Raw genomic sequence first — 23,607 nt, 5'->3', positions numbered from 1 at the left:
TGTTAAATATATGTATGGAAAAAAGAGATTTTGATGCTTTTAACAAACGGAACAAATTATTACAATATGCAGTTAAAATTTCAAATGTAAGAAATGGTTCAGGTGTATTATTTATGCCTCAAGAAGGTGAATATGCATATATTTTTACTGTTGCACATGTTGTTAGAGATTTTATTTTAAATAAAAACTTTCCGTTTTTTGAAACCTATTTTGGGAAAGTTGAATATGAAGAGGATAAACTTGATAGTTGCTTATTATATAAAAAGAATGAACAAGGAAAATATGATGAAGATGCATTAGATGATGAGGAAAATTGCGGTAACAGTGAAGACGTAGGAGCTTTTAGAATATTAAAATCAAGCTTTCCAAATAGGGCAATGGAATGCATGGAAATTGAATATATTAATGAAAAAAGTATTTATGAAGAATCTGACTTTGGAGGATTCGGTTTTCCCAACAATAGCGAAAGTAGGATCGAAATATTTGGAAAAGTTATTGAGTGGAGAGAAGAAGAAAAACTATTAACATGTGAAAATGAATATAATACTAATGATTTCATTGGTTCTATGAGAGGATATTCTGGAACAGGTATATTTATTGAAAAGGACAATCATTTGGCTTTAGCTGGTCTTATTGTTTCATGTAAAAGTAATGAATTGCATAACCGATTTAAAGCAGTTGGGATGACAGAAATTTTAAAAAAAATGTCCGAAGTAAATTGGAGAATGCCTAAAAGTGAACAAGAATTTAGTATTCCTGAAACATTTACTTCTGAAAGATGTAACTGTATAGAAATAATAAAGAAACGGTATGGTGATACTATTCAGAAAGAAATAAGGGATATTTTTTATAAAATAATTACTAAGTTTAATCCAAAAGAATTATCAGAAAACGAAAAATTCTATAATATACCAATATGCAATAAACATAGGGAGGATTGCCCTTATTATTGGGCTGGAAAATTACTGCTATTAGTATATTTTTATTGTTTGAATACTCAACTTTCGCACATAAAAATTAAGGCGAAAGCCTTCAGAATAAACACATAAAGCAAAAAAACATTCCTTTTGGTATAATAGAATTGCTAAAAACACCACACCAAAGAAAGGAATGTTTCTTATGAATACTATTATATCAAATGATACTACTGATAAACAATTTAATTTTACTATAAATAGATTTTTTAAAGACAACAAAATTGGACATATACTTAGGCAATGCAATTTTTCTAAAGAAAAAGGATTTTCATGTATTAAAATATTTCAATATATTTTTATGCTTGTTTTTACTGGAAAAAACTTATTTAGAAACTTGGAGTCTGGAAAAAATAATCAATTTTCAAAGGATACTGTATATAGATTTCTTAATTCACCAAACTTTAATTGGAGAAAGTTTTTGTTTTTACTTTCTTCATCAATCATAAAAAATATTATTGTACCACTTACTTCAAAAGATAGAGTTAATGTACTTGTAGTTGATGACTCTTTATACAGTAGGTGCAGGAGCAAATCTGTTGAACTTCTTGCAAGAGTTCATGACCATGTTGAACATAAATATGTCAAAGGCTTTCGCCTTCTCACCCTTGGTTGGTCAGATGGCAATACTTTTTTACCTCTTGCTTTCACTCTGCTTTCTTCCGAAAAGGAGAAAAACAGACTTTGTCCTGAAAACCACAATATTGATAAAAGAACCAATGGTTCTAAACTTCGTAAGGAGGCTGTTTTAAAGTCACCTGAGGTTATGATTAGTTTACTTAAACAAGTTTCAAAATATGCTATTCCTGCATCATATGTTCTTTTTGACAGTTGGTTTACGTACCCAAAAACTCTTATACAGATTTTAGAACTCAAACTTAATACTATTGCTATGGTCAAAGCAATGCCAAGGGTTTACTACAATTACAACGGTAAGTTATTGAACCTTAAAAATCTCTATGCTAATTTAAGAAAAAAGCGTGGTAAGGCAAAAATTCTTTCTTCTGTTATTGTAGGTATTGGCTCTGACAAAAATAGTAATGAGGTAAAAGCAAAAATTGTATTTGTAAGAGATAGAAACAGAAGTAGAAAATGGCTTGCTTTAATTTCTACAAATATATCCTTAGATGACAATGAGATAATAAGAATTTATGGAAAACGCTGGGATATAGAGGTTTTCTTTAAAATGAACAAGTCTTTTCTAAAACTCGCTAAAGAGTTTCAAGGGCGTTCTTATGATTCCATGGTTTCACATACTTCTATAGTTTTTACCAGATACATTATGCTTACTTTAGAGAGCCGTAAGAATAATGACGTTAGAACTATTGGTGGTTTTTTTTATCAATGCTGTGATGAACTTCAAGATATCCAATTTTGTGAAGTAATGAATATTATTATAGATATTCTAAAAAGTGTATTAACTGAAAAACTTCTTCTTTCAAAGAACGTTATTGACTCAATAATAGATAGTTTTATTGCTGCTTTGCCTTGTTATATCAAGGAGAAATTAGTCTTTTTGTCCTGCGAAAGTTGAGTTGAATATAAATAAAGATGATATTAATAGCTACTCATGGAAAGATAACATAAGAGTGGAATATATATGTTCTGAAGGAAGTGGCATGGCAGATATTGGAACTGTCGTAAGGTCTATTGTTGAGAGTAAAGTATTAAAGAATATATTCCCACCTAAAAGCATTATTATTTGGCAAAGTAGCAAAATACCAGAACGAAGAATTCTTGTAAAAAGAAAAATGAGTCAACGTATAGATACTATAATTGGAGAAAATTTTAGTGAGGCATGTAAAGAAGGATATTATTTAATGGATGGTGAAAATAAAAAGAGAGAATATGGTATTGTACATATAAATGAATTTATTGATGGACTTGCTAATATGAATGATGATGAAATTAATATGTGTCAACTTATAAATGTTTTTGAGGAGGTAATGAAAAGGTGTATGGAAATGGATGGATAGAGGCGGAGATAAGTTCAGGACTGAAAAAAGCATGCAATAATGTTGATATATATTATTACAAATGGAGATTATTCAAAGAAAAATCCCAAGTGGCACATGTTATAGAAGTGAATATGAAAAGTCAGTTTGAATTAGAATTACTTTGGGAAATTATTGTTAATAATGTTGCTGTATACTTACAATGTGAAATAGATGACGTATTTGAAAGAAGCAATTTTTATATTTGCTTTTTTGTGGATGGTAAAGTTCATAGTAAGTTGATAGAGAGAGTGGAAAACGATCAGTATTCTTCTAAAAAATATGTTTTTCCTTATTCAGAAGGAATGAGCCAGGATATAAAACTTGAAAAAATGGCTAATAAAATGTTTGTATTCGCATATGAATCTGAAACATTAACTAAAATAGGAAGAATACAAAAAGTAAAAATTAAAAATTTTAGAAGTTATTATGGGCTTAAAGAATTTGATTTAGCTGATAAAAGTGGAAAAGGGGCTCAATTAGTTGTGATTTTTGCTCCAAATGGCTATGGGAAAACGAGCTTTTTTGATGCTATTGAGTGGAATCTAACTGGGAAAATTGATAGGTTAGAGAAAATGAAAAATAGTAATTCTAAATTTAAGGGTTATATAATTGCTAATACAGAGATGGATAAGAAACAGAATTCATTTGTAGAAATTATAGTTGATAATGGAGATAAGATTAAAAAACAAGTGAAGAAGATTAAAGGTAGGAGAAAGCAAGATTATGATAATAGTGATTTAGATAAGGAAAGTATAAATGGTGAGAAGTATGTTAATTTTCCCAATTGGAATGATTTAATATTACCACATCATAAGATAGATAATTTTGTTGGTTCATTAACACCGGAAAAGAGATATGAGGAGTGGGGAAGTTTTTGGGATACATCAGGGAAAAATATAGAAAAATTTGAGGAAGTTCATAAAGTTTATTCATTAGAGGAAGAGAAGGTAACCAGTTTAGAGAAAGAATTAAAAGAAAAGACAACCAAGTTTAAAAAGTTAGAAGAAGAGAAAACGTATATTAATGATTTCTTAAGAAAATTAAAAAAATATAATAGTATTCCGGGAGTAAAGTATATTGATATTGCAGATGTGTCTAAAATCAATGCTAAAGGATATTGCAAGTTAGTTGATAAAATAGCAAGATATGAGGCTGAATATAAAGAGGAGTATATTAAGAATAAAGAAATTAGTTTTTATATTTATAATAATGTTAAGCAAGATTTAGATGAATTAACATTACAAAAGAATGTTTTAGAGTCTATAGAGAAAAAATATAAACAATTAGAAAGCCTAACAAATAAATATTTAAAGAAGGTGGAATTAGAAAAAAGATTAAAAGAATTAAGAGCTAAGAAAGAACAGGGTAGGAAAAGCTTGGAGTGTCTAAAAAATATTATTGAATTAGGACAAACTTGGTTTTTTAGTGCTAAAAAGTATAATGAATCAAATAAACACTTGCATGATTTGAAAGTTTTACAAGAAGAACAACAAAAGCAGTTAATGGTGTATAAGAAAGATATTCAAATTAGAAGTAATAAAATACAACAACTTCAATTAGAGATTAATGAAAAAAGAGACTATAAAGAACTTAGTAACAATATCAAAAAAATAGCAACTTATAATAACCAAATTAGATCATACAACTTACGATTAGATAAACTAAATTTAAATATAGAGCACCTAACAAACGTTAACTATAATAAAAAAAATTCAATTGAAAAAGTAAAAGAATTTAAGATATTTTCTTTTCAAGTCCTTTTAGAAAATATAGAAAGTTATAAGGGATTAGTGAATAGTAAAAATACTGATTATTTAGGAAATAAACTTCTTAATATATGTAAAAAAATAGATGATTATAATTTAAAAAAGGAAAAGTGGAATGAAATAAATCAAGCAATTACAGTGGAAGAGCAGATGGATAAAGAACTAAAGGATATAATATTAAAATGTAGGAAATTAATATCAAACCAAAAATTAAAATATTGCCCTGTTTGTAAGACACAATTTACTAATCACGAAGAACTATTAAACGCTAGCATGAAAAATAAAAAAGGAAAAATTGAAGAGTTATGTAATCAAGCAAAAAACATTGAAGGAGAACTAGATAAATTAAAGAAAGAAACTAAAAATTATATTACAAATTTTAATGAAGAAATAGAAAAATATATTAATGAAAAAGTAAGCGAATTGATTGAGAATGAGAAGCTGTTAGTTGAAGAAAAGAATAAAGAAAAAGAGATAAGGCAAGAAATAAGTGAACTAAATGAAAAGTCTAAATGGATAACAGAAGAAGATGTTCAAAGAAATAGATTAATTGATTATTCTTATGACAACTTAGAAGAGTGGTATGAATTATGGAAAAAATGTAAAAATATTGAGATAATGAATCAAAAAAATAAAAAATCGAGTACAGAAGAAATTTATGAAAAAATATCAAACTCGTTGTATACTATAGAAAAGATGATAAAAGAATTTGAGATTAGTATAAAAGAGACAGAAAAAAATCAGTCTTTTATTTTAAATTACTCAACTTTCGCAGGACAAAAAGACTAATTTCTCCTTGATATAACAAGGCAAAGCAGCAATAAAACTATCTATTATTGAGTCAATAACGTTCTTTGAAAGAAGAAGTTTTTCAGTTAATACACTTTTTAGAATATCTATAATAATATTCATTACTTCACAAAATTGGATATCTTGAAGTTCATCACAGCATTGATAAAAAAAACCACCAATAGTTCTAACGTCATTATTCTTACGGCTCTCTAAAGTAAGCATAATGTATCTGGTAAAAACTATAGAAGTATGTGAAACCATGGAATCATAAGAACGCCCCTGAAACTCTTTAGCAAGTTTTAGAAAAGACTTGTTCATTTTAAAGAAAACCTCTATATACCAGCGTTTTCCGTAAATTCTTATTATCTCATTGTCATCTAAGGATATATTGGTAGAAATTAAAGCAAGCCATTTTCTACTTCTGTTTCTATCTCTTACAAATACAATTTTTGCTTTTACCTCATTACCATTTTTGTCAGAGCCAATACCTACAATAACAGAAGAAAGAATTTTTGCCTTACCACGCTTTTTTCTTAAATTAGCATAGAGATTTTTAAGGTTCAATAACTTACCGTTATAATTGTAGTAAACCCTTGGCATTGCTTTGACCATGGCAATAGTATTAAGTTTGAGTTCTAGAATCCGTATAAGAGTTTTTGGGTACGTAAACCAACTGTCAAAAAGAACGTACGATGCAGGAATAGCATATTTTGAAACTTGTTGAAGTAAACTAATCATAACCTCAGGTGACTTTAAAACAGCCTCCTTACGGAGCTTAGAACCATTGGTTCTTTTATCAATATTGTGGTTTTCAGGACAAAGTCTGTTTTTCTCCTTTTCGGAAGAAAGCAGAGTGAAAGCAAGAGGTAAAAAAGTATTGCCATCTGACCAACCAAGGGTGAGAAGGCGAAAGCCTTTAACATATTTATGTTCAACATGGTCATGAACTCTTGCAAGAAGTTCAACAGATTTGCTCCTGCACCTACTGTATAAAGAATCATCAATTACAAGTACATTAACTCTATCTTTTGAAGTAAGTGGTACGATAATATTTTTTATGATTAATGAAGAAAGTAAAAACAAAAACTTTCTCCAATTAAAGTTTGGTGAATTAAGAAATCTATATACAGTATCCTTTGAAAATTGATTATTTTTTCCAGACTCCAAGTTCCTAAATAAGTTTTTTCCAGTAAAAACAAGCATAAAAATATATTGAAATATTTTAATACATGGAAATCCTTTTTCTTTAGAAAAATTGCATTGCTTAAGTATATGTCCAATTTTGTTGTCTTTAAAAAATCTATTTATAGTAAAATTAAATTGTTTATCATTAGTATCATTTGATATAATAGTATTCATAAGAAACATTCCTTTCCTTGGTGTGGTGTTTTTTGCAATTCTATTATACCAAAAGGAATGTTTCTTTGCTTTATGTGTTTATTCTCAAGGCTTTCCCCTTAATTTTTATGTGCGAAAGTTGAGTTATATTACTTATACTTATTGCTGCAGTTTACGGCATATGGATGAATCGTACATTATTAAATATAACATCAGGCATAAGAAGACTTGCTTCAAATGATTATATTCCTATGAAGGAAAAAGGAACGTATAAGGATATAAAATACAGCCTTAATCTTTTAGATAGTAAACTTAAAGCCAGCGAAGATGAAAGAAAAAATAATCAAACTTTAAGAGAGGAATGGATAGCTAATATTTCACATGATTTAAAAACTCCACTATCTCCAATAAAAGGTTATGCGGAAATATTGAGTGATCCTAAGTATGATGTTACATCTCAGGATGCAAAAAAGTATGGAAAAATAATACTTAGAAATGCAGAAAATTTAGAGAGCATAGTTGAAAATTTGAATTTTACCTATCAATTGAAAAATGGAATGCTGCCTGTAAATCGTGAAAATCAAAATTTAGTGCGTTTATTAAAGGAAGTAATTATAAGTATATTGAATAATCCTAAATATGAAAAAAGAAGTATTATTTTTAACTGTGTAGAAGATATTGTAGATTTTAATTTTGACAATACACTTTTTAAGAGAGCTTTCACTAATTTGGTTTATAATTCAGTAATTCACAATAGTCCAGATACGGAAATAAGAGTTTCTATAAAAAAGGAAGATAAAATATATATAAATATTGATGATAATGGAAAGGGTATGTCAGAGGAAGAAGTGAAAAAGCTTTTTGAAAGGTATTATAGAGGAACTAGTAGTTCCGTAAGTGTTAAAGGTTCAGGCCTTGGAATGGCAATTGCAAAGCAAATAGTAGAAGCACACGGTGGGAAAATTAATGTAAAAAGTAAGTTGAATGTTGGTACAAGCATAGAGATAGAGTTTCTAAAGGAGAATTAAGTTAAAAAAAACAGCTCTACACCATGAAGTGATGAACTGCTTATGTATTAAAATCTATTTAGTTAATCAAAGAATATCTATTGCTCCATAGCCGTCAATTTGCACGATTTCTCCAAGATGTATAGGCACAGGAGCTTTATAAAACGGTGCATAAGTTACAAGAGTATGATATTCGCCGTTTTCGCCACAAACATCAGCTCCGGTTTGTCTTATTTTATCCACAAGTTCAGTCGTGAGTTCTCTGCCTAAGAATTCATCATCAAGATACTTATGGTCAACAACTTTAATAACAGCAGTAATGCCAGATTCAATTTCTTCTTTAACTAACGTTTCTCTGGAAGTTCCCCAAAGTGGAGTAATGCATTCAAGTTCTGCGGCATTACAAACGTTCTTATTCCATTCCAAATGCTCCGCTATATCTATATCACCAAAGACGCACACCTCAGCACCAAGGGTTTTAGCTTGTAGCAAAGCATTTGTAAAAGCCTCAACATATTTCTGTCTTCCAGTAGAACTGGCTTTTATAATCGGTAAACCGATTGAGTCGGCACTTTTCTCCGCTATATTTTGTGATATGCCGTGGAACCACGATCTACCATCCCTTTCATTTATCGCAGTGATAAGACAGATAGGCTCGTGTCCCGCTTCAATCATTTTATACATGGCAAGAGCAGAATCTTTTCCAAAACTATAAGACATTGCAAATTTCAAATCTTTCACCTTCTCTTCAATTATTAATTATATAGGCTTTTAATGAATTTTTGAATACCTTAAGGTTTTTTCTATTAGATAAAGTTATATTCCAAAGTTCCTTTTGGTCTTAACAAACCTTTCAAATATTTTTTTAGAATTTCAACATAATTATTATAGCACTTTACAACATAACTTTGTACAAGTATTTTTCAAGTATGGAAATGTACATTAAATATTGAAGTTTTAACTAATTATCAATAGTAGCTATATAACTTATTGAATATTTTTCATAATAATTAAATTATACATACTATGAAATGAGCAAAAAGATTTTTGAAAGTACAATGATTATAATAATGTCACTTGCAGAGGTAGCAAGATTTAAAGAAGCAACTTTTTTGACAACTAAAAATATTATACATATTCAATAATATGGTATTATCTTATATAAGACTATTTCTATATTTAAAATAGGTAGTATGAGTTTGTTAAATATTGCAAGTGGAATAATGGATTCTAATATGTAGTAAAAAGCTTAGGAATGTGCTAAGATATTTAAATAATAATCGTTGCAAATAGTGATTCTTTTTTGATTTAATATGTAAAAATATGCTGTATTTTTATTGTAGAAGTATTTAAAAAAAGGACTTTTAATTGCTCAGCAAAAAATTAATTATTTCATTTGGAGGTAGAGATGAGAGTTATTAGTGTCTCCAGCCTGAAGGGGGATGAAATCCTTGGAAGGCAAATTTATGATGAATTTGGTAGAGTTTTGCTTAACGTTGGAGTAAGATTAAAACCTTATTATATTAAAAGAATTAAAGAAATTGGAATTAATTGTGTATATATTGATGATGATATATCGAAAAATGTGATTATTGAGGAAAGCGTTTCTCAAAAGACAAGGCAAATGAGTAAACATGCTGTTAGGGAAATGATTGGAACATATTGTCGAGAAGGAAAAACTGATAATAGTAGTATTATGAATTCAGTAAACTCAGTGATTGAGGATGTAGTATCGAATAAAGAGGTTTTGATAAATGTTGCAGAAATAAGTGCAAGTGATAACAATATATATTCCCATTCGGTAAATGTTTGCGTATTAGCTACAATAATAGGAACTCATATGGGATACAGTGTAATGAAGCTTAAAGACATAGCTACAGGTGCTCTGCTTCATGATATAGGTAAGATAAAAATTATGAATGATAGGAAACTTTTAGATAATTTTAAGACTAAGGAAGAATTAGACAAATACATTACATTAATGCATCCAAAGGTCGGCTATGATTTTTTAGGATCGCAGTATATTTGGAATGCATCAGTGAAGGTAGTTGCATTAATGCATCATGAAAGAAGTGATGGCAGTGGATACCCTTTAAAATTACAAGGCGATGAAATAAACAAAATTGCAAAGATGGTGTCCATATGTGACGTATTTGATAATATGATATCAGGTAGAAATGGTTTGCAAAGTAAAAGTGTCAATGAGGTCATTGAATATCTTGTTGGTATGAGTAATACTTATTTTGATGCAGAAATGGTAAGAAAGTTCACTATGAATATAGCTGCTTTCCCCACAGGAAGTGGAGTTATTTTAAGTTCAAATGAAAAGGGCTTAGTAGTAAAGCAAAACAATTCAATGCCAATGAGACCTGTGGTAAAAGTTATATATGATAAAGCTGGAAATTTACTTTTAGAACCTTATGAAATTGATTTATTAAAAGAATTAACTCTTTTTATTACAAAAACCTGTGAGCTTTAAATTTAGGGGGGATTTTATGAAAGGTGAAGGCAATTACCCAAATGGTAGCCATTCCAATGGTTTTCTGAAATTAATTCATAATACTTTTCAGAAATTTTTAGATGTAAATAGTGATAATTATCAGATTGAGTTAAAAAAGTCATTAGAGGAAATAGGCTTATTTTTTGATTTGGATAGAATTTTTATCTATTACTTTTCTAAAGATCCTACTTTTATGCAAATAGAAAGTCAATGGAATAAGAAAGGTATAAAACCAAAAAGAGAGATTGAGGAGGAAGAGGTAGTTTATGCTTTTCCGTGGCTGATTCGCCAGATTAAGAATAAGGATTTTGTTGTAGTGAATAATGTGGAAGAATTTCCTGATGAAGCAGTATTTGAAAAAGAGGCTTTTTTAGAGGAAGGAATCAAAACTTCTCTTATAGTTTCATTAAAAAACGAAAATAAGTTAATTGGATTTATAGGTTATGAAAGTTTGTCAAAGCCTATGACGTGGAAAGAGGATCAAATTGAAATATTAATAGACATTTCAAAGGCTTTTTCACATACGAGAGCAAGAATTGTAAAGGAAAAAACATATAAAAAAACTCTTAGAGGGCAGGCAATTTTACTTAATAATTCTGAATCACAAATATGGGCATTAAGTAATGTTACTTTTTACGCAGCTGTTAATGAAGCCCATGCAAGGTTTTTTGGAAAGAAGAAAAGTGATTTAGAATATCAGGATTTATACGATATATTTGATATAGATACTGCAAATAAACTTTCTGCAAGTAATTGGGAGTTATTTCAAAAAAGTGAGCCGGCACAAAAAGAGATTGAGATTAAAAACTTCAAAGGTGAAAATAGACTGCTTCAAATTAAAAGTAAGCCCCAGAAGGATAAGACAGGTAATATCAAGTATCTTATTTGTACTGCTGAGGATATCACAGAGCAGAGATTAGCAGAAAGAGAGTTATACAAGGCAAAAGAACAAGCCGAAGCAGCAAATATTGCAAAGAGTCAATTTCTTGCAAATATGTCTCATGAAATAAGAACTCCAATGAATGGAATATTTGGATTCCTCGATTTGCTTCAATCAACTAATTTGTCTTTAGAACAAAAAGACTTTATACGTGAAGCAAAATCTGCTTCAAAGGTATTATTGTATATTATTAATGATATATTGGATCTTTCAAAGATTGAAGCTAAAAAACTAACCATGGAAAAGATTAGATTTAATTTAAGGAATACTATTGAAGATGCGGTTTCATTACTTGTCCCTAAGGCAATAGAAAAAGGACTTGAACTTTATACCATGATTAGAGCAGGTGTTCCTGAAGAGGTTGTTGGTGATCCATCAAGGCTTAGACAGATATTAAATAATCTTATAAGTAATGCAGTAAAATTTACTGATAAGGGTGAAATTTCTGTTACAGTTGATTGTTTAAAGGAAGAAAATGAAACAGCTGTACTTAACTTTGAAGTAAAAGATACTGGAATCGGAATTCGTAAGGATCATATTGATAAGATATTTAAATCTTTTAGTCAAGCAGATACTTCTACAACTAGAAAGTATGGAGGAACAGGGCTGGGGCTTGCCATATCTAGTGAACTGGTAAAAATGATGGGCGGTGAAATTCACGTTGAAAGTATACTTGGAGAAGGGTCTATATTTAAGTTTGATGTGAGATTGAAGATTGTAAAAAGGGCCTCAGAGCAGAAATTTGCGTTTGAAAAGCTTGATGGTATGAATATTTTAATTGTTAATGATGATGTGAATAACAGGAAAATTATTAATTCATATCTTCAAGAAACTGGTCTTAAAGTGTTTGAAGTTGAAGACGGAAGTAGTGCCATTACCACAATTCTTTCAAATGCAAATACAAAAAACAAAATAAATATTGCTATCATAGATTGTCAAATGAATGATATGAGTGGTTATGAACTTGCTAATACGTTAAAAACAATACCTTTTTCAAAGGATATTAAATTAATACTTCTAACTAATATAACTCAAAAGGGAGATGCTGAGGCTGCGAAAGAATATGGTTTTTCATCATATTTGAGTAAACCTGTCAGAAGAGATGACTTACTTGCTTGTATTGCTATAGCACTGGGCCTTAAAAAAGAAGATGGAGAAGGACATCAGGTTATAACGAAACATGTAGTTAAAGAAGTTCAAAATGCATTAGAACCAAGAATTTTATTGGTTGAAGATAATAAAATGAATCGTAAAATTGTTATAACTATGCTTAAATCACATGATATGACTTGTGATGTGGCGGTGAATGGTAGTGAAGCATTAAAAGCAATGTTACAAAAAGATTATGATGTTGTTTTTATGGACTGTCAGATGCCGGTAATGGATGGGTATGAGTGTACATCTAAGATAAGGATGTTAGAAGGAGACAAAAAGCATACTACAATTATAGCAATGACTGCTAATGCCATGGATGGTGACTCAGAAAAGTGTATTAAAGCTGGAATGGACGATTATATTAGTAAGCCTATTAATTTTGATAAGATGTTTGAGATGATAGAAGCTAATACTAAAAAGAGGGAGAGTGTAGATAATTATAATAAAATAATAGACGATAATATTGACTGCTTTGTAAAAACTACAGGACTTGGAAAAGATGATGCAAAAGAAATACTTGAAGAATATATAAGATGTTTACCTGATTTATTGTCAGGTATCAGCAAGGCTATTGATGGTAATGATTTTGATAAATTGGCTTGGACAACTCACGAGTTAAAGGGTTCTTCTGGAACCCTAGGAATACTTTCTATTCATGAATTAGCAATAAAATTAGAGCAGGCAGCTTTAAAACATGAAATAGATGAATGTGCTAGATTTTTTGCTAAAATAAAAGATTTGCTTCATTAAAGAGGGTCTTTAAAAATTAGGAATATAAAGGAGTTTTTAATATGAAAAAGGTATTAATAGTTGATAATTCATCGTATATGAGGATGTTCGTAAAAAAGATTATTGAAAAGGGAGGTTTCCAAAGTATATTTGGCGCATCAAATAAACAGGAAGCAGTAGAGCTGTTCAAGCTTGAAAAACCAGATATTGTGCTTTTAGATTTGAATATGTCTGAGGTTAGGATGGATGGTGTTGAAGTCCTAACTGATATAATGAAAATTGACCCTAATGCAGTTGTACTTATTATGTCAGCAGTAGGTCATGAAGAAGTGAAAGATGAATGTATAAAACTAGGAGCTAGTGGCTATATTAGGAAGCCTTTTCATACTGAAACTTTATTGAAGACATTAGAAGAATATAAATAAATTTAATGAATACATAGTGACCGTATTGGATAAATGATATGCGCCAAGGGGATAGAACTCTTTTTATTTTTAACAAATTAAAAGCTTCATGAATACACTAAAATGGGGGCATTGGCATAACAAGTTACTAGACTCCTTTTGTCCTAAGTATTTAAAAATACAATAGGAGGAATGATTTATGAAGGTAATGAATGGGATAGACGTATATGAAGGAGATAATATTTCAGACTGGAATGTTATTAAAAATACAGATGGTATTTCTGTAGTAATTCAAAAAGCAACACAAGGTCTATCGCATGTAGATAGTCTATTAAATTATAGATATCCAAGAATTAAACAGGCAGGACTTAAACTGGGATTTTATCATTACGCAAATGGCAATGATCCGACAGCGGAAGCAAAGCATTTTCTAAAAACTATCTCAGGATTAGAAAGTGATACTGTTCTGTGGCTGGATATAGAGGGAGAGGAAAATTGGAGCAGGAGCAATGCTATTAATTTTGCAAATGCGTTTATTAAATATGTACAGTCACAAGGCCGCAAGATAGGAGTATATTCCGGATACGCATTTTATAAAGATTATCTGCAGGGTAATATTCCAGATGTTCCACTTTGGATTGCAAGTTATGGTAGGCAGCCTTCCCTATATCCAGATAATGCTTCATGGCAGTATTCAGAAACTGGGAAATTAAATGGAGCTGTGGGATATGTGGATTTAGACTATTTTATAGAGGATATATTTACTGGAAATGTATCGCCTGCTAAGCCTAATACTCTTGTGCAGCAGATAAAAGCTCTTCAGTATAACCTGAATTTAGATTATAGTGCAAAATTAGCTGTAGATGGGATTGCAGGACCTGCCACTACTGCGGCACTAAAGGGAATACAAAATATCATTGTTAAAGGTCATAAATCTCATGTAGTGCTGTGGATACAGCAGAAACTTGAACAATATGGCTATTTAAAGAAAAATTCCTATACTCCTATGGTTTATGATGAAGCTACTTTTCAAGCTATAACTAATCTCCAGAATAATTGGAGAAAAGCTACAGATGGTATTTTAGGTCCAGACACATGGAGTATATTTTTGAATAACTAGGCTAAGTAAGCTGTAAAATGAGGTGCACCCCAAATGTTTTATACGTATATAACATTTGGAGTGCACTTTATTACATGTATTTGTTTAAATACCTGTATATAGTAGGCTCGGAAACAAGGAGAGCCTTGGCTACTTTAACTACAGCACCTTTCAAATTGAAAGCTCCTTTATCGTATAAATGTTTTACTACACAAATTTTTTCATTAGCAGACATGCGTTCTGGAAGAATATTTATTTCAGATATAGCTTCATTAATCATGGTACATAAGAGATCATCCACATTATCATAAAATTGTTCTTGTGTTTTTATGTTTTTACTTTCACTCACGTCTGCATTTGATACAAAACTTAATTTGTCCATTAAATCCTTAACTTTATTATAAGGTTCAATATCTATATTTACACAAAGTAATCCTATTATCTTGTTATCATCATTTTTAATAAAATAACTTGAAGATTTGAAAGTTTTAAAATTACCAGCTGCCTTGTAGTTAGCTACGTAATTTTTATTTGTATAAGTTTTATTCTGAAGTATATTGAGAACTAAGTTAGTAAGGGGACTACCTATATTTCTTCCTGTCAAATGACCATTTTTTATAAAAATTATAGAATTGTTAGGAGTAGTTATATCTTGGATTACTACCTCGCAGTTATCTCCTAGAATTTCAGAAATAAATTTAGCTACAGGTATGTATTCTTTTAATAATTGTCTGTTATTCAAATTTCTCACCCCAATTATTATTTAACTTATAACAATAAAGATAATAAATAAAAATAACAATATACCACTTAATGATAAAATTATTAAAATAAATAAAAATACTTATTTAGATTATAACATTAAATTCACGTGTTGAAATACATATTTATAAAATTTTTTATAAATATAGTGCCCATAATGAAATATATAAGCATATATAAATGCTTTTTTCAGAAAACAATGAATTATATTTAATTAGGATGATACAAAAACCGTAAGAAAATTACCAAAATAATAAATATATATATGATATAGCATTACTTTTAGTACAAAAACGAAAAAATATTAATAAATTTATAATTTTACTATTGTATTATTTAAAATATGCAACTATAATACTTAATATAATAATATATTATTACTATTATAAAATATTATCACGATAAAAATGATAAATAAGCAAAAACACTTTGTATAAAATAACAAAATTATAAAAATACTTTCTTGACTACTAACTGCTACATTTTATTTCTAGATATGTTTAAAAAGTAAATGAATGATAAATTATAAAATTATTCACTTATCTTTTAACAATATTATTCTAAATAATAAGGGGGAACTAATAATGAAGAAGAAAAAAATACTTATCTTTTTACTTGCACTTGTTGTTATTACAGGATTATTTGCAGGATGTTCATCATCTGACACAAGCTCTACTGGAGTAAGTACTACTTCTGAAGGAAAGAAAATAGATAAAGACAAGATAAAAGTTGGTTTTATTTATGATGGCAGTTTAGGTGATGGTGGTTGGGTTGATGCCCACAACGATGGAAGATTAGCACTTAATAAGATGGGAATTAAGACTATATATAAAGAAAATGTTCCAGAATCTCAGAAAGTTGAACCTGTTATAGAAGATATGATTAGCCAGGGATGTAATGTAATTGTAGCAGCTAGCTTCGGATACATGGATTATGTTTATAAGGAAGCACAAAAACATAAAGATGTTATATTCCTACATAATGCAGGATATAAAACAGCAGACAATATGGGTGCATATTTTGCTAAATACTATCAATCAACATATTTAACTGGTATATTGGCTGGTATGAAAACTAAGACAAACAAAATAGGTGTAGTAGCATCTATGCCAATACCAGAATTATATAGGCAAATTGATGCTTTTGCATTAGGAGTACAGTCTGTTAACAAAAATGCTGTAGTAAATGTAAAGTGGACTCATACTTGGTATGATCCTGCAAAAGAAAAAGAAGCAGGTAAGGCACTTGTTGATCAGGGAAATGATGTTATAAGTGAAGAACAAAATACTACATCTGCGTTAGATCCTGCTGAAGAAAAGGGACTTGCAGGTATAGGATTTGATAGAGACAAGAAGAATGAAGATCCTAAAATGTACATGACAGCACCTGTTTATCATTGGGATGTATATTATAAACAGCAAATTAATGATTTAATAGCTGGAAAGTGGAAATCTGAGAAATGGTTAAAAGGTCTTGAGTCAGGAGTTAATGATCTTGCACCAATTAGAGAAGAAAGTGCACCAGCAGGTGGAAAAGAAGCTGTAGCAAAGGCTAAAGCTGATATAATTTCAGGTAAATTGAAGATATTTGCTGGACCAATTAAAGATCAAAAAGGTGAATTAAAAGTTAAAGAAGGTCAGGTTTTAGATGACAATTATCTTGAAAAAATAGATTGGTTTGTACAAGGTATAAATGGTGCAAATGAAAAATAGGAAGGAAGTGTATCCTTTTGAATGAAGAATATTATTTAACTATGAAAAATATAACTAAAAAATTTGGTGACGTAGTTGCTAATAACAATGTTAATTTTAATGTTAAAGGCGGAGAAATTCATGCACTGTTAGGTGAAAATGGTGCAGGCAAAAGTACACTTATGAACATGCTGTCAGGAATATATATTCCTGATGGCGGTTCAATTTTTATACATGGTAAGGAAATTAGATTTAAATCACCTACGGATGCTATAAAATCTGGTATAGGTATGATATATCAACATTTCAAACTTATAGAATCCATGACTGCAATACAAAATATTATTTTGGGAAAGAAAAAAAAGTTATTTCTAAATTATGATAAAGAGGTAAAAAAAGTTCAACAAATAAAAGACAAATATGGCTTTGATGTAGATTTAAACAAATACGTTTATGATATGTCTGTAGGAGAAAGAGAAAATCTTGAAATATTGAAAGTACTGTATAGAGGAGCTGATATTCTTATTTTAGATGAACCCACAGCAGTATTTACCCCTCAAGAAACCAAGAAATTATTTAACTTAATGAAAAGGATGAAAAAAGAAGGATGTTCTATTATATTTATAACTCATAAATTAGATGAGGTTATGGAAGTAGCAGACACAATTACTATACTTAGAAAAGGTGAATCTGTAGAAACTGTTACAAAAGATAGTACTACACCTAAGGAATTAGTAGATAAGATGATAGGTTATCATGTAGATTTAGCTATAGAAAGATCAAATACGACTATTGGCAAATCCATATTAAAAGTTTCAGATTTAAACTTAATAAATGATTTGAACATTCCTATACTTAAAAATATAAATTTTGAGATACATGAAGGAGAAGTAGTTGGAGTCGCAGGAATTTCAGGATGTGGTCAGAAGGAACTTTGTGAAGCCATATCTGGAATTACTAAAATATCTAGTGGAAAAATAGAATTTCAGGGAAAAGATATAACTGATAAAGATGCTTCAAAACTTTCAAAAGAAAATTTAGGAATAAGTTTTATACCAGAGGACAGGCTTGGTATGGGACTTGTAGGATCTATGGATATGGTCGATAATGTGTTTTTAAAATATTATAAAAAACAAAAAGGATTGTTACTCAAAAAAGATGATGTTGAAAAGAAAGCTGAAAAAATTAAAGAGGATTTAGAAGTAAAGACCCCAAGTATACATTATCCAATCAAAAATCTTTCTGGGGGAAATATACAAAAAATACTTTTGGGAAGAGAATTAGGATTAAATCCTAAGTTGATTTTAATGGGTTATCCAGTAAGGGGACTTGATATAAATACTTGTTATACCATTTATAATTTAGTAAATGAAGAAAAGAAAAAAGGTACGGGTATATTATTTGTTGGAGAAGATCTGGATATACTCTTAAGCATTTGTGACAGAATTATAGTTATGTATTCAGGGGAGATAACGGGAAACTTTGAAAGCAAAAATGTTACAAAGGAAACAATAGGATATAAAATGCTTGGCAATAAGCGTAAGGGTGATGAGATTTATGAAAATGAAGTTTGTTAAAAGAGAGAATATAAGTAAAAATAAAGAAGTGTCTATTAGAATAATTGCCATATTATTAGCTTTTGTTGTAATGGGAATTCTTTTTGCAGCACTTAAGTGCAATCCTATATCAGTTTATATTTCAATGTTTAAAGGTGCCTTTGGAGGTTCCAATCCAATTAAACAGACTATAAATTCAGCTATACCACTTGCAATCACTGCCCTTGGAATTGCAATAGGTCTTAAATTAAAATATTATAACATAGGCGGTGAAGGTCAGATAATAATGGGAGCTTTTGGAGCTGCACTTGTTGCATTTCATTTTCCTAATATGCCAGCTACTATCCTCATCATTTTAATGTTTGCAAGTGGGGTACTATTTAGTGGAATATGGGGATTTATACCTGGTTTTTTTAAAGTGAAATGGAGGGCCAATGAAACTATAACTACCCTTATGATGAATTATATTGCATTAAAATTTGTAACTTATCTTCAATATGGTCCATGGAAAGATCCTAGTTCTTTGGGATTCCCTAAAATGCCCAATTTCTCTTCTAACGCAATACTTCCAAGTGTCTTTGGAGTTCATATTGGATGGATAATAGCTATATTACTTGCTATTTTTGTATATATATTCTTAAATCACACTAAAACTGGTTATGAAATTTCTGTAATTGGTGAAAGCGAAAATACCGCTAAATATGCAGGAATAGGTATAAAGAAAACTACTTTAATTGCTATAGTACTAAGTGCTGTATTTTGTGGAATAACAGGAGTAATACAGTCTTCTGCCATAGAACAAACACTTTCTACTGAAATAACAGGTGGAGTTGGATATACTGGAATAATAATAGCTTGGATATCAAATTTAAACCCTGTTGTAAGTATTTTGGTATCAATTTTATTTGCAGGCCTTTTGCAAGGAGGATCATTTATCCAGACAGCATTTGGTATACCAAATTCAGTAGCATCAATACTTCAGTCAGTAATTTTATTTTTTGTACTTGGAAGCGAATTTTTTATTAGGTTTAGACTGTCAAAGGGCGATGTAAATGAAAATAATGACGAAAATAAAAAAGTTGTAAATGAGGTGTAAATGATGAATGGAGTAATTAGCTTTTTAGCAGCAGCAGTAGTTGCAGGAACTCCCCTTCTTTTTGCAACACTAGGAGAAATTTTAACTGAAAAAGCTGGAAATTTAAATCTTGGCGTTGAAGGATTAATGCTTATGGGTGCGGTTATGGGATTTAGTATAGGATATAATACTGGAAATCCAATTATGGCTATTTTGGCAGCTATGGCAGCAGGAGCCTTTGGTGTTCTCATATATACAATTTTAACGGTTAATTTAAAAGCTAATCAAACAGTTTCAGGACTAGCTATATCTATATTTGGAACTGGATTTTCTAATTTTGTAGGTAAAAGTATAGTTGGAAAGAATATACCAGGAGGTGTTAAAAGCTTTTTTGAACCTATAAGTATACCAATACTTTCCCACATACCTTTTGTTGGACCAATTTTTTTCCATCAGGATATTTTAGTTTATCTTGGATATGCAGCTGCAATTATTATGGGAATTTATTTTTACAGGACTTATAAGGGATTAAATCTTAAAGCAGTAGGAGAAAATCCGGCAGCAGCAGATGCCGCTAGTATAAATGTAAATCTCTATAAATATATTCATATACTTATTGGTGGTGCACTTTGTGGACTTGGTGGTGCTTATTTATCACTAGCATATGTTCCCAGTTGGCAGGATAATGTTACAGCCGGTAGAGGTTGGATTGCAGTAGCACTGGTTGTATTTGCATCATGGAATCCTTACAAAGCTATTTTTGCATCTTATCTTTTTGGTGGACTTGATATCATTAGTTTTAGAATGAAAAATATGTTTATTTCTCAATATTTTATTGATATGCTCCCATATTTAGTAACTATTATAATACTGGTACTTGTATATATGAGAAAATCAAATAAAAATGCTCCGCCTAAAGCATTAGGCAATGCTTATTTTAGAGAGGAACGTTAGAAAAACATAAGAAGACAATTTAGGATGGGAGATGTCCAAGCTATGAATAATATACTTATAAAAAATGGAACCATCGTAGATGGAACAGGTTCTACACCTTACAATGCAGATATGGCAATTGAAAATGATAGTATAAGCTGCATAGGAACTAGTTTAAAAGAAAGTAAATTTGATACTGTCATAAATGCAGAAGGCAAGGTTGTATGCCCTGGTTTTATAGATACCCACAGCCATTCAGATGTAGAAATACTTCTAGATCCATATGTGGAGCCAAAAGTTAGACAGGGAATAACTACTGAGGTTTTAGGGCAGGATGGGGTGTCTACTGCTCCAGTACCTAAAAATTATATAAGTTCCTGGAGAAAAAATATAGCTGGACTTGACGGTGACAGTAAGAGGCTTAAATGGGATTGGAAAAATACAAAAGGGTATTTAGGACTTCTTGAAAAGAATAAAACAGCTACTAATGTATCCTATCTTGTACCTCACGGAAATATAAGAATGGAAGCTGTAGGACTTGAAAATAAAGTTTTGGATAAGAGAGACATAGAAAAGATGAAAGAGATAACAGAGAGGGAATTAAATGCAGGAGCTTTAGGACTTTCGTCAGGGCTTATATATATGCCTTGTGCCTATAGCGATGCAAATGAGTTAATAGAACTCTGCAAAGTAGTGGCAAAAAATGACAAGATATTTGTAGTTCACCAAAGAAGTGAGGCTGGGGATATAGTAAATTCAATGAAAGAAATAATAAAGATTGGAAGAGAAAGTGGAGTTAAGATACATTTTTCTCATTTTAAAGTATGCGGCAGGAAAGACTGGAATAAAATTGATAAAATGGGAGAGCTTTTAGACGAAGCTGAAAAAGAAGGATTAGAGATATCCTATGATCAGTATCCCTATTCTGCAGGAAGTACAATGCTTGGAGTTATACTTCCTCCCTGGGCTCATGATGGTGGAACTGACAAATTGCTTAAACGACTGGAGAATAATGAACTTAGAAAAAAGATGATTGAAGATATAGAAAATGGAATTCCGGGATGGGATAATTTTATAGATTTTGCTGGATTTGAAAATATATATGTTACCAGTGTAAATACTGACAAAAACAAAGATTGTATAGGAAAAAATCTTATGGAGATTGCAGACATGAGACATAAAGATCCATATAATGCAGCTTTTGATCTTTTATATGAAGAAGAAAATTCAGTAGGTATGTACGATTATTATGGAAAAGAAGAACAAGTAATAAAATTTTTAAAGAGAAGAGAGCAAAATGTGTGTACAGATGGACTTTTAGCAGGAAAGCCACATCCTAGAGTGTATGGTACATTTCCAAGAATACTTGGGAGATATGTGAGGGAACAAAAAGTTCTTACACTGGAGGATGCTGTATATAAGATGACCTATAAAGCTGCAAAAGCCTTTAATATAAAGGATAGAGGAGTATTACAGGTAGGTAAGAAGGCAGATGCTGTCATATTTTCACAAGATAAAATAATTGATAAAAGTACATTTATAGAACCGGAGCAGTATCCTGATGGAATAGATGCAGTAATTATAAATGGAAGTGTTGTGCTTAAAGGTGGAAATAGAAGCAAGAATTTAACTGGAAGAGTAATAAGAATTTAATATTTAGGGGGCATAAAGATGTTATCTGAGGAAAGAAAAAGTGAAGTAATTGAATTGTGTAAAAAGCTTATAAGAACTAGAAGTTATTCTGGAGAAGAAGAAAATGTGGCAAATGTTATAAAAGTTGCATTTAATAATATGGGTTTTGACGACTTTTTTATAGATGATTACGGCAATATAATAGGCAATATAAAAGGTAAAGAAAAGGGAAAGTCCATATTGTTTGATGGACATATGGATACTGTACCTGTAGTGGATGAGAGTGAGTGGACATACCCCCCTTTTGCTGCCCAAATTCATGATGGCAAAATGTACGGGAGGGGAACATCAGATATGAAAGGCGCCCTGTGTGCCATGATATGTGGAGTTTCTTATTTTGCTAAGGATGTTAAGAAGAAGTTTAAAGGTGACATATATGTAGCAGGAGTTGTACATGAAGAGTGTTTTGAAGGAGTTGCCTCTAGAAAAATAAGCGCTAAAGTAAATCCTGATTATGTGGTAATTGGAGAAGCATCAAACTGCAATTTAAAGATAGGACAGAGGGGAAGAGCTGAAATTTTAGTTGAAACCTTTGGAAAGTCTGCCCACTCAGCTAATCCTGAAAAGGGAATAAATGCAGTATATAAGATGAACAAGCTTATAGAGGCTATAAGAAAGTTAAAACTCAGCAGCCATGATTTTCTCGGCGATGGAATACTTGAACTTACAGATATAAAATCTTCACCATATCCAGGAGCATCTGTAGTTCCTGATTACTGCAGAGCAACATTTGATAGAAGGCTTCTTGTAGGAGAAACTAGGAAAAGTGTACTTAAGCCTATACAGGATATTATTACAGAACTTGAAAAACAAGATGAAAATTTTAAAGCTAAAGTAAGTTTTTCAAGGGGTAAAGAGATGTGTTATACAGGGGTGGAAATAGAAGGGGAAAGATTTTTTCCTGCATGGCTTTATGATAGAAAAGATGAATTTGTTAAAAAGTCTTATGATGGTCTAGTAAAAGCTGGAATTAATCCTGAAATAACTCACTATTCTTTTTGTACAAATGGAAGCCATTATGCAGGGGAAGCAGGGATAAAGGCTATAGGTTTTGGACCTTCAAAGGAAAATTTAGCTCATACAGTAAATGAATATATTGAAATATCACAATTTGAAAAAGCCGTAGAAGGGTATTATTCAATTCTTAAAGCAGTGCTTTCCTAAGTTGTAGATTTTGGATATGGTCTTTGTGCTACA

At 30.5% G+C, this 23,607-nt stretch carries 18 protein-coding genes; 15 read left to right on the top strand and 3 right to left on the bottom strand.

Annotated elements, in window-relative coordinates; translation table 11 throughout:
- Positions 1-14: 14 nt before the first annotated feature.
- From B5S50_RS04965 to B5S50_RS04950, 4 genes are all read left to right on the top strand, one after another.
- Positions 15-1,049: a hypothetical protein gene (locus tag B5S50_RS04965; protein ID WP_217303263.1), complete on the top strand. Its 1,035-nt coding sequence runs from the start codon at positions 15-17 to the stop codon at positions 1,047-1,049.
- Between the two features lie 70 nt (positions 1,050-1,119).
- On the top strand, positions 1,120-2,508 hold the full coding sequence (locus tag B5S50_RS04960) for a transposase (protein WP_217302540.1): 1,389 nt from the start codon (positions 1,120-1,122) through the stop codon (positions 2,506-2,508).
- Between the two features lies 1 nt (position 2,509).
- Positions 2,510-2,950, top strand: coding sequence for a hypothetical protein (locus tag B5S50_RS04955; protein ID WP_217303262.1), 441 nt, complete (start codon positions 2,510-2,512; stop codon positions 2,948-2,950).
- Positions 2,929-5,526: an AAA family ATPase gene (locus tag B5S50_RS04950; RefSeq protein WP_217303261.1), complete on the top strand. Its 2,598-nt coding sequence runs from the start codon at positions 2,929-2,931 to the stop codon at positions 5,524-5,526. Before B5S50_RS04955 ends, B5S50_RS04950 begins: the two co-directional genes overlap by 22 nt.
- Here B5S50_RS04950 and B5S50_RS04945 read toward each other — a convergent pair.
- Entirely contained in the window at positions 5,500-6,888 is a 1,389-nt protein-coding gene (locus B5S50_RS04945; RefSeq protein ID WP_217303260.1) for a transposase, read from the bottom strand. The two genes, B5S50_RS04950 and B5S50_RS04945, sit on opposite strands and share 27 nt — an antisense overlap.
- 164 nt (positions 6,889-7,052) lie before the next feature.
- Here B5S50_RS04945 and B5S50_RS04940 point away from each other — a divergent pair, with 164 nt between their 5' ends.
- Positions 7,053-7,895: a sensor histidine kinase KdpD gene (locus tag B5S50_RS04940; RefSeq protein WP_254306711.1), complete on the top strand. Its 843-nt coding sequence runs from the start codon at positions 7,053-7,055 to the stop codon at positions 7,893-7,895.
- Between the two features lie 66 nt (positions 7,896-7,961).
- Here the strand turns inward: B5S50_RS04940 and B5S50_RS04935 are convergent, their stop codons facing one another.
- Positions 7,962-8,606 (bottom strand): diphthine--ammonia ligase, encoded by a 645-nt coding sequence (locus B5S50_RS04935; RefSeq protein ID WP_083985602.1) that lies wholly within the window; start codon positions 8,604-8,606, stop codon positions 7,962-7,964.
- 676 nt (positions 8,607-9,282) lie between these two features.
- Here B5S50_RS04935 and B5S50_RS04930 point away from each other — a divergent pair.
- From B5S50_RS04930 to B5S50_RS04915, 4 genes are all read left to right on the top strand, one after another.
- On the top strand, positions 9,283-10,353 hold the full coding sequence (locus B5S50_RS04930) for an HD-GYP domain-containing protein (RefSeq protein WP_065077888.1): 1,071 nt from the start codon (positions 9,283-9,285) through the stop codon (positions 10,351-10,353).
- A 16-nt stretch (positions 10,354-10,369) separates the two neighbouring features.
- On the top strand, positions 10,370-13,219 hold the full coding sequence (locus B5S50_RS04925) for a response regulator (protein ID WP_065077887.1): 2,850 nt from the start codon (positions 10,370-10,372) through the stop codon (positions 13,217-13,219).
- Positions 13,220-13,260: 41 nt separating this feature from the next.
- Positions 13,261-13,623: a response regulator gene (locus B5S50_RS04920; RefSeq protein ID WP_065077886.1), complete on the top strand. Its 363-nt coding sequence runs from the start codon at positions 13,261-13,263 to the stop codon at positions 13,621-13,623.
- A 178-nt stretch (positions 13,624-13,801) separates the two neighbouring features.
- Positions 13,802-14,722 (top strand): GH25 family lysozyme, encoded by a 921-nt coding sequence (locus B5S50_RS04915; RefSeq protein WP_065077885.1) that lies wholly within the window; start codon positions 13,802-13,804, stop codon positions 14,720-14,722.
- Between the two features lie 70 nt (positions 14,723-14,792).
- Here the strand turns inward: B5S50_RS04915 and B5S50_RS04910 are convergent, their stop codons facing one another.
- Positions 14,793-15,452, bottom strand: a complete 660-nt coding sequence (locus B5S50_RS04910; protein ID WP_242872108.1) for a transcriptional regulator — start codon at positions 15,450-15,452, stop codon at positions 14,793-14,795.
- 595 nt (positions 15,453-16,047) lie between these two features.
- Here B5S50_RS04910 and B5S50_RS04905 point away from each other — a divergent pair.
- The 6 genes from B5S50_RS04905 to B5S50_RS04880 are packed head-to-tail and all read left to right on the top strand — an operon-like array spanning position 16,048 to position 23,574.
- The gene (locus B5S50_RS04905) at positions 16,048-17,175 is read left to right on the top strand and encodes a BMP family ABC transporter substrate-binding protein (RefSeq protein ID WP_065079648.1); all 1,128 of its coding nucleotides are present in this window, start codon (positions 16,048-16,050) and stop codon (positions 17,173-17,175) included.
- Positions 17,176-17,192: 17 nt separating this feature from the next.
- Positions 17,193-18,731, top strand: a complete 1,539-nt coding sequence (locus tag B5S50_RS04900) for an ABC transporter ATP-binding protein (protein WP_207644836.1) — start codon at positions 17,193-17,195, stop codon at positions 18,729-18,731.
- On the top strand, positions 18,712-19,806 hold the full coding sequence (locus tag B5S50_RS04895) for an ABC transporter permease (RefSeq protein WP_065079647.1): 1,095 nt from the start codon (positions 18,712-18,714) through the stop codon (positions 19,804-19,806). The genes B5S50_RS04900 and B5S50_RS04895 overlap by 20 nt, the downstream gene beginning before the upstream one ends.
- A gap of 3 nt (positions 19,807-19,809) precedes the next feature.
- A complete protein-coding gene (locus B5S50_RS04890; RefSeq protein WP_065079661.1) occupies positions 19,810-20,739 on the top strand; it encodes an ABC transporter permease in 930 nt (309 codons plus the stop codon).
- Between the two features lie 42 nt (positions 20,740-20,781).
- Positions 20,782-22,371, top strand: a complete 1,590-nt coding sequence (locus B5S50_RS04885) for an amidohydrolase family protein (protein WP_217303259.1) — start codon at positions 20,782-20,784, stop codon at positions 22,369-22,371.
- 18 nt (positions 22,372-22,389) lie between these two features.
- Entirely contained in the window at positions 22,390-23,574 is a 1,185-nt protein-coding gene (locus tag B5S50_RS04880) for a YgeY family selenium metabolism-linked hydrolase (RefSeq protein WP_065079646.1), read from the top strand.
- Positions 23,575-23,607: the final 33 nt, after the last annotated feature.

This window comes from Clostridium sp. 001, from assembly GCF_019056555.1.
Lineage (GTDB): Bacteria > Bacillota > Clostridia > Clostridiales > Clostridiaceae > Clostridium_B > Clostridium_B ragsdalei.
Note: the sequence above shows the minus strand (reverse complement) of the source record. Positions and strands in the feature narration are given on the sequence as shown.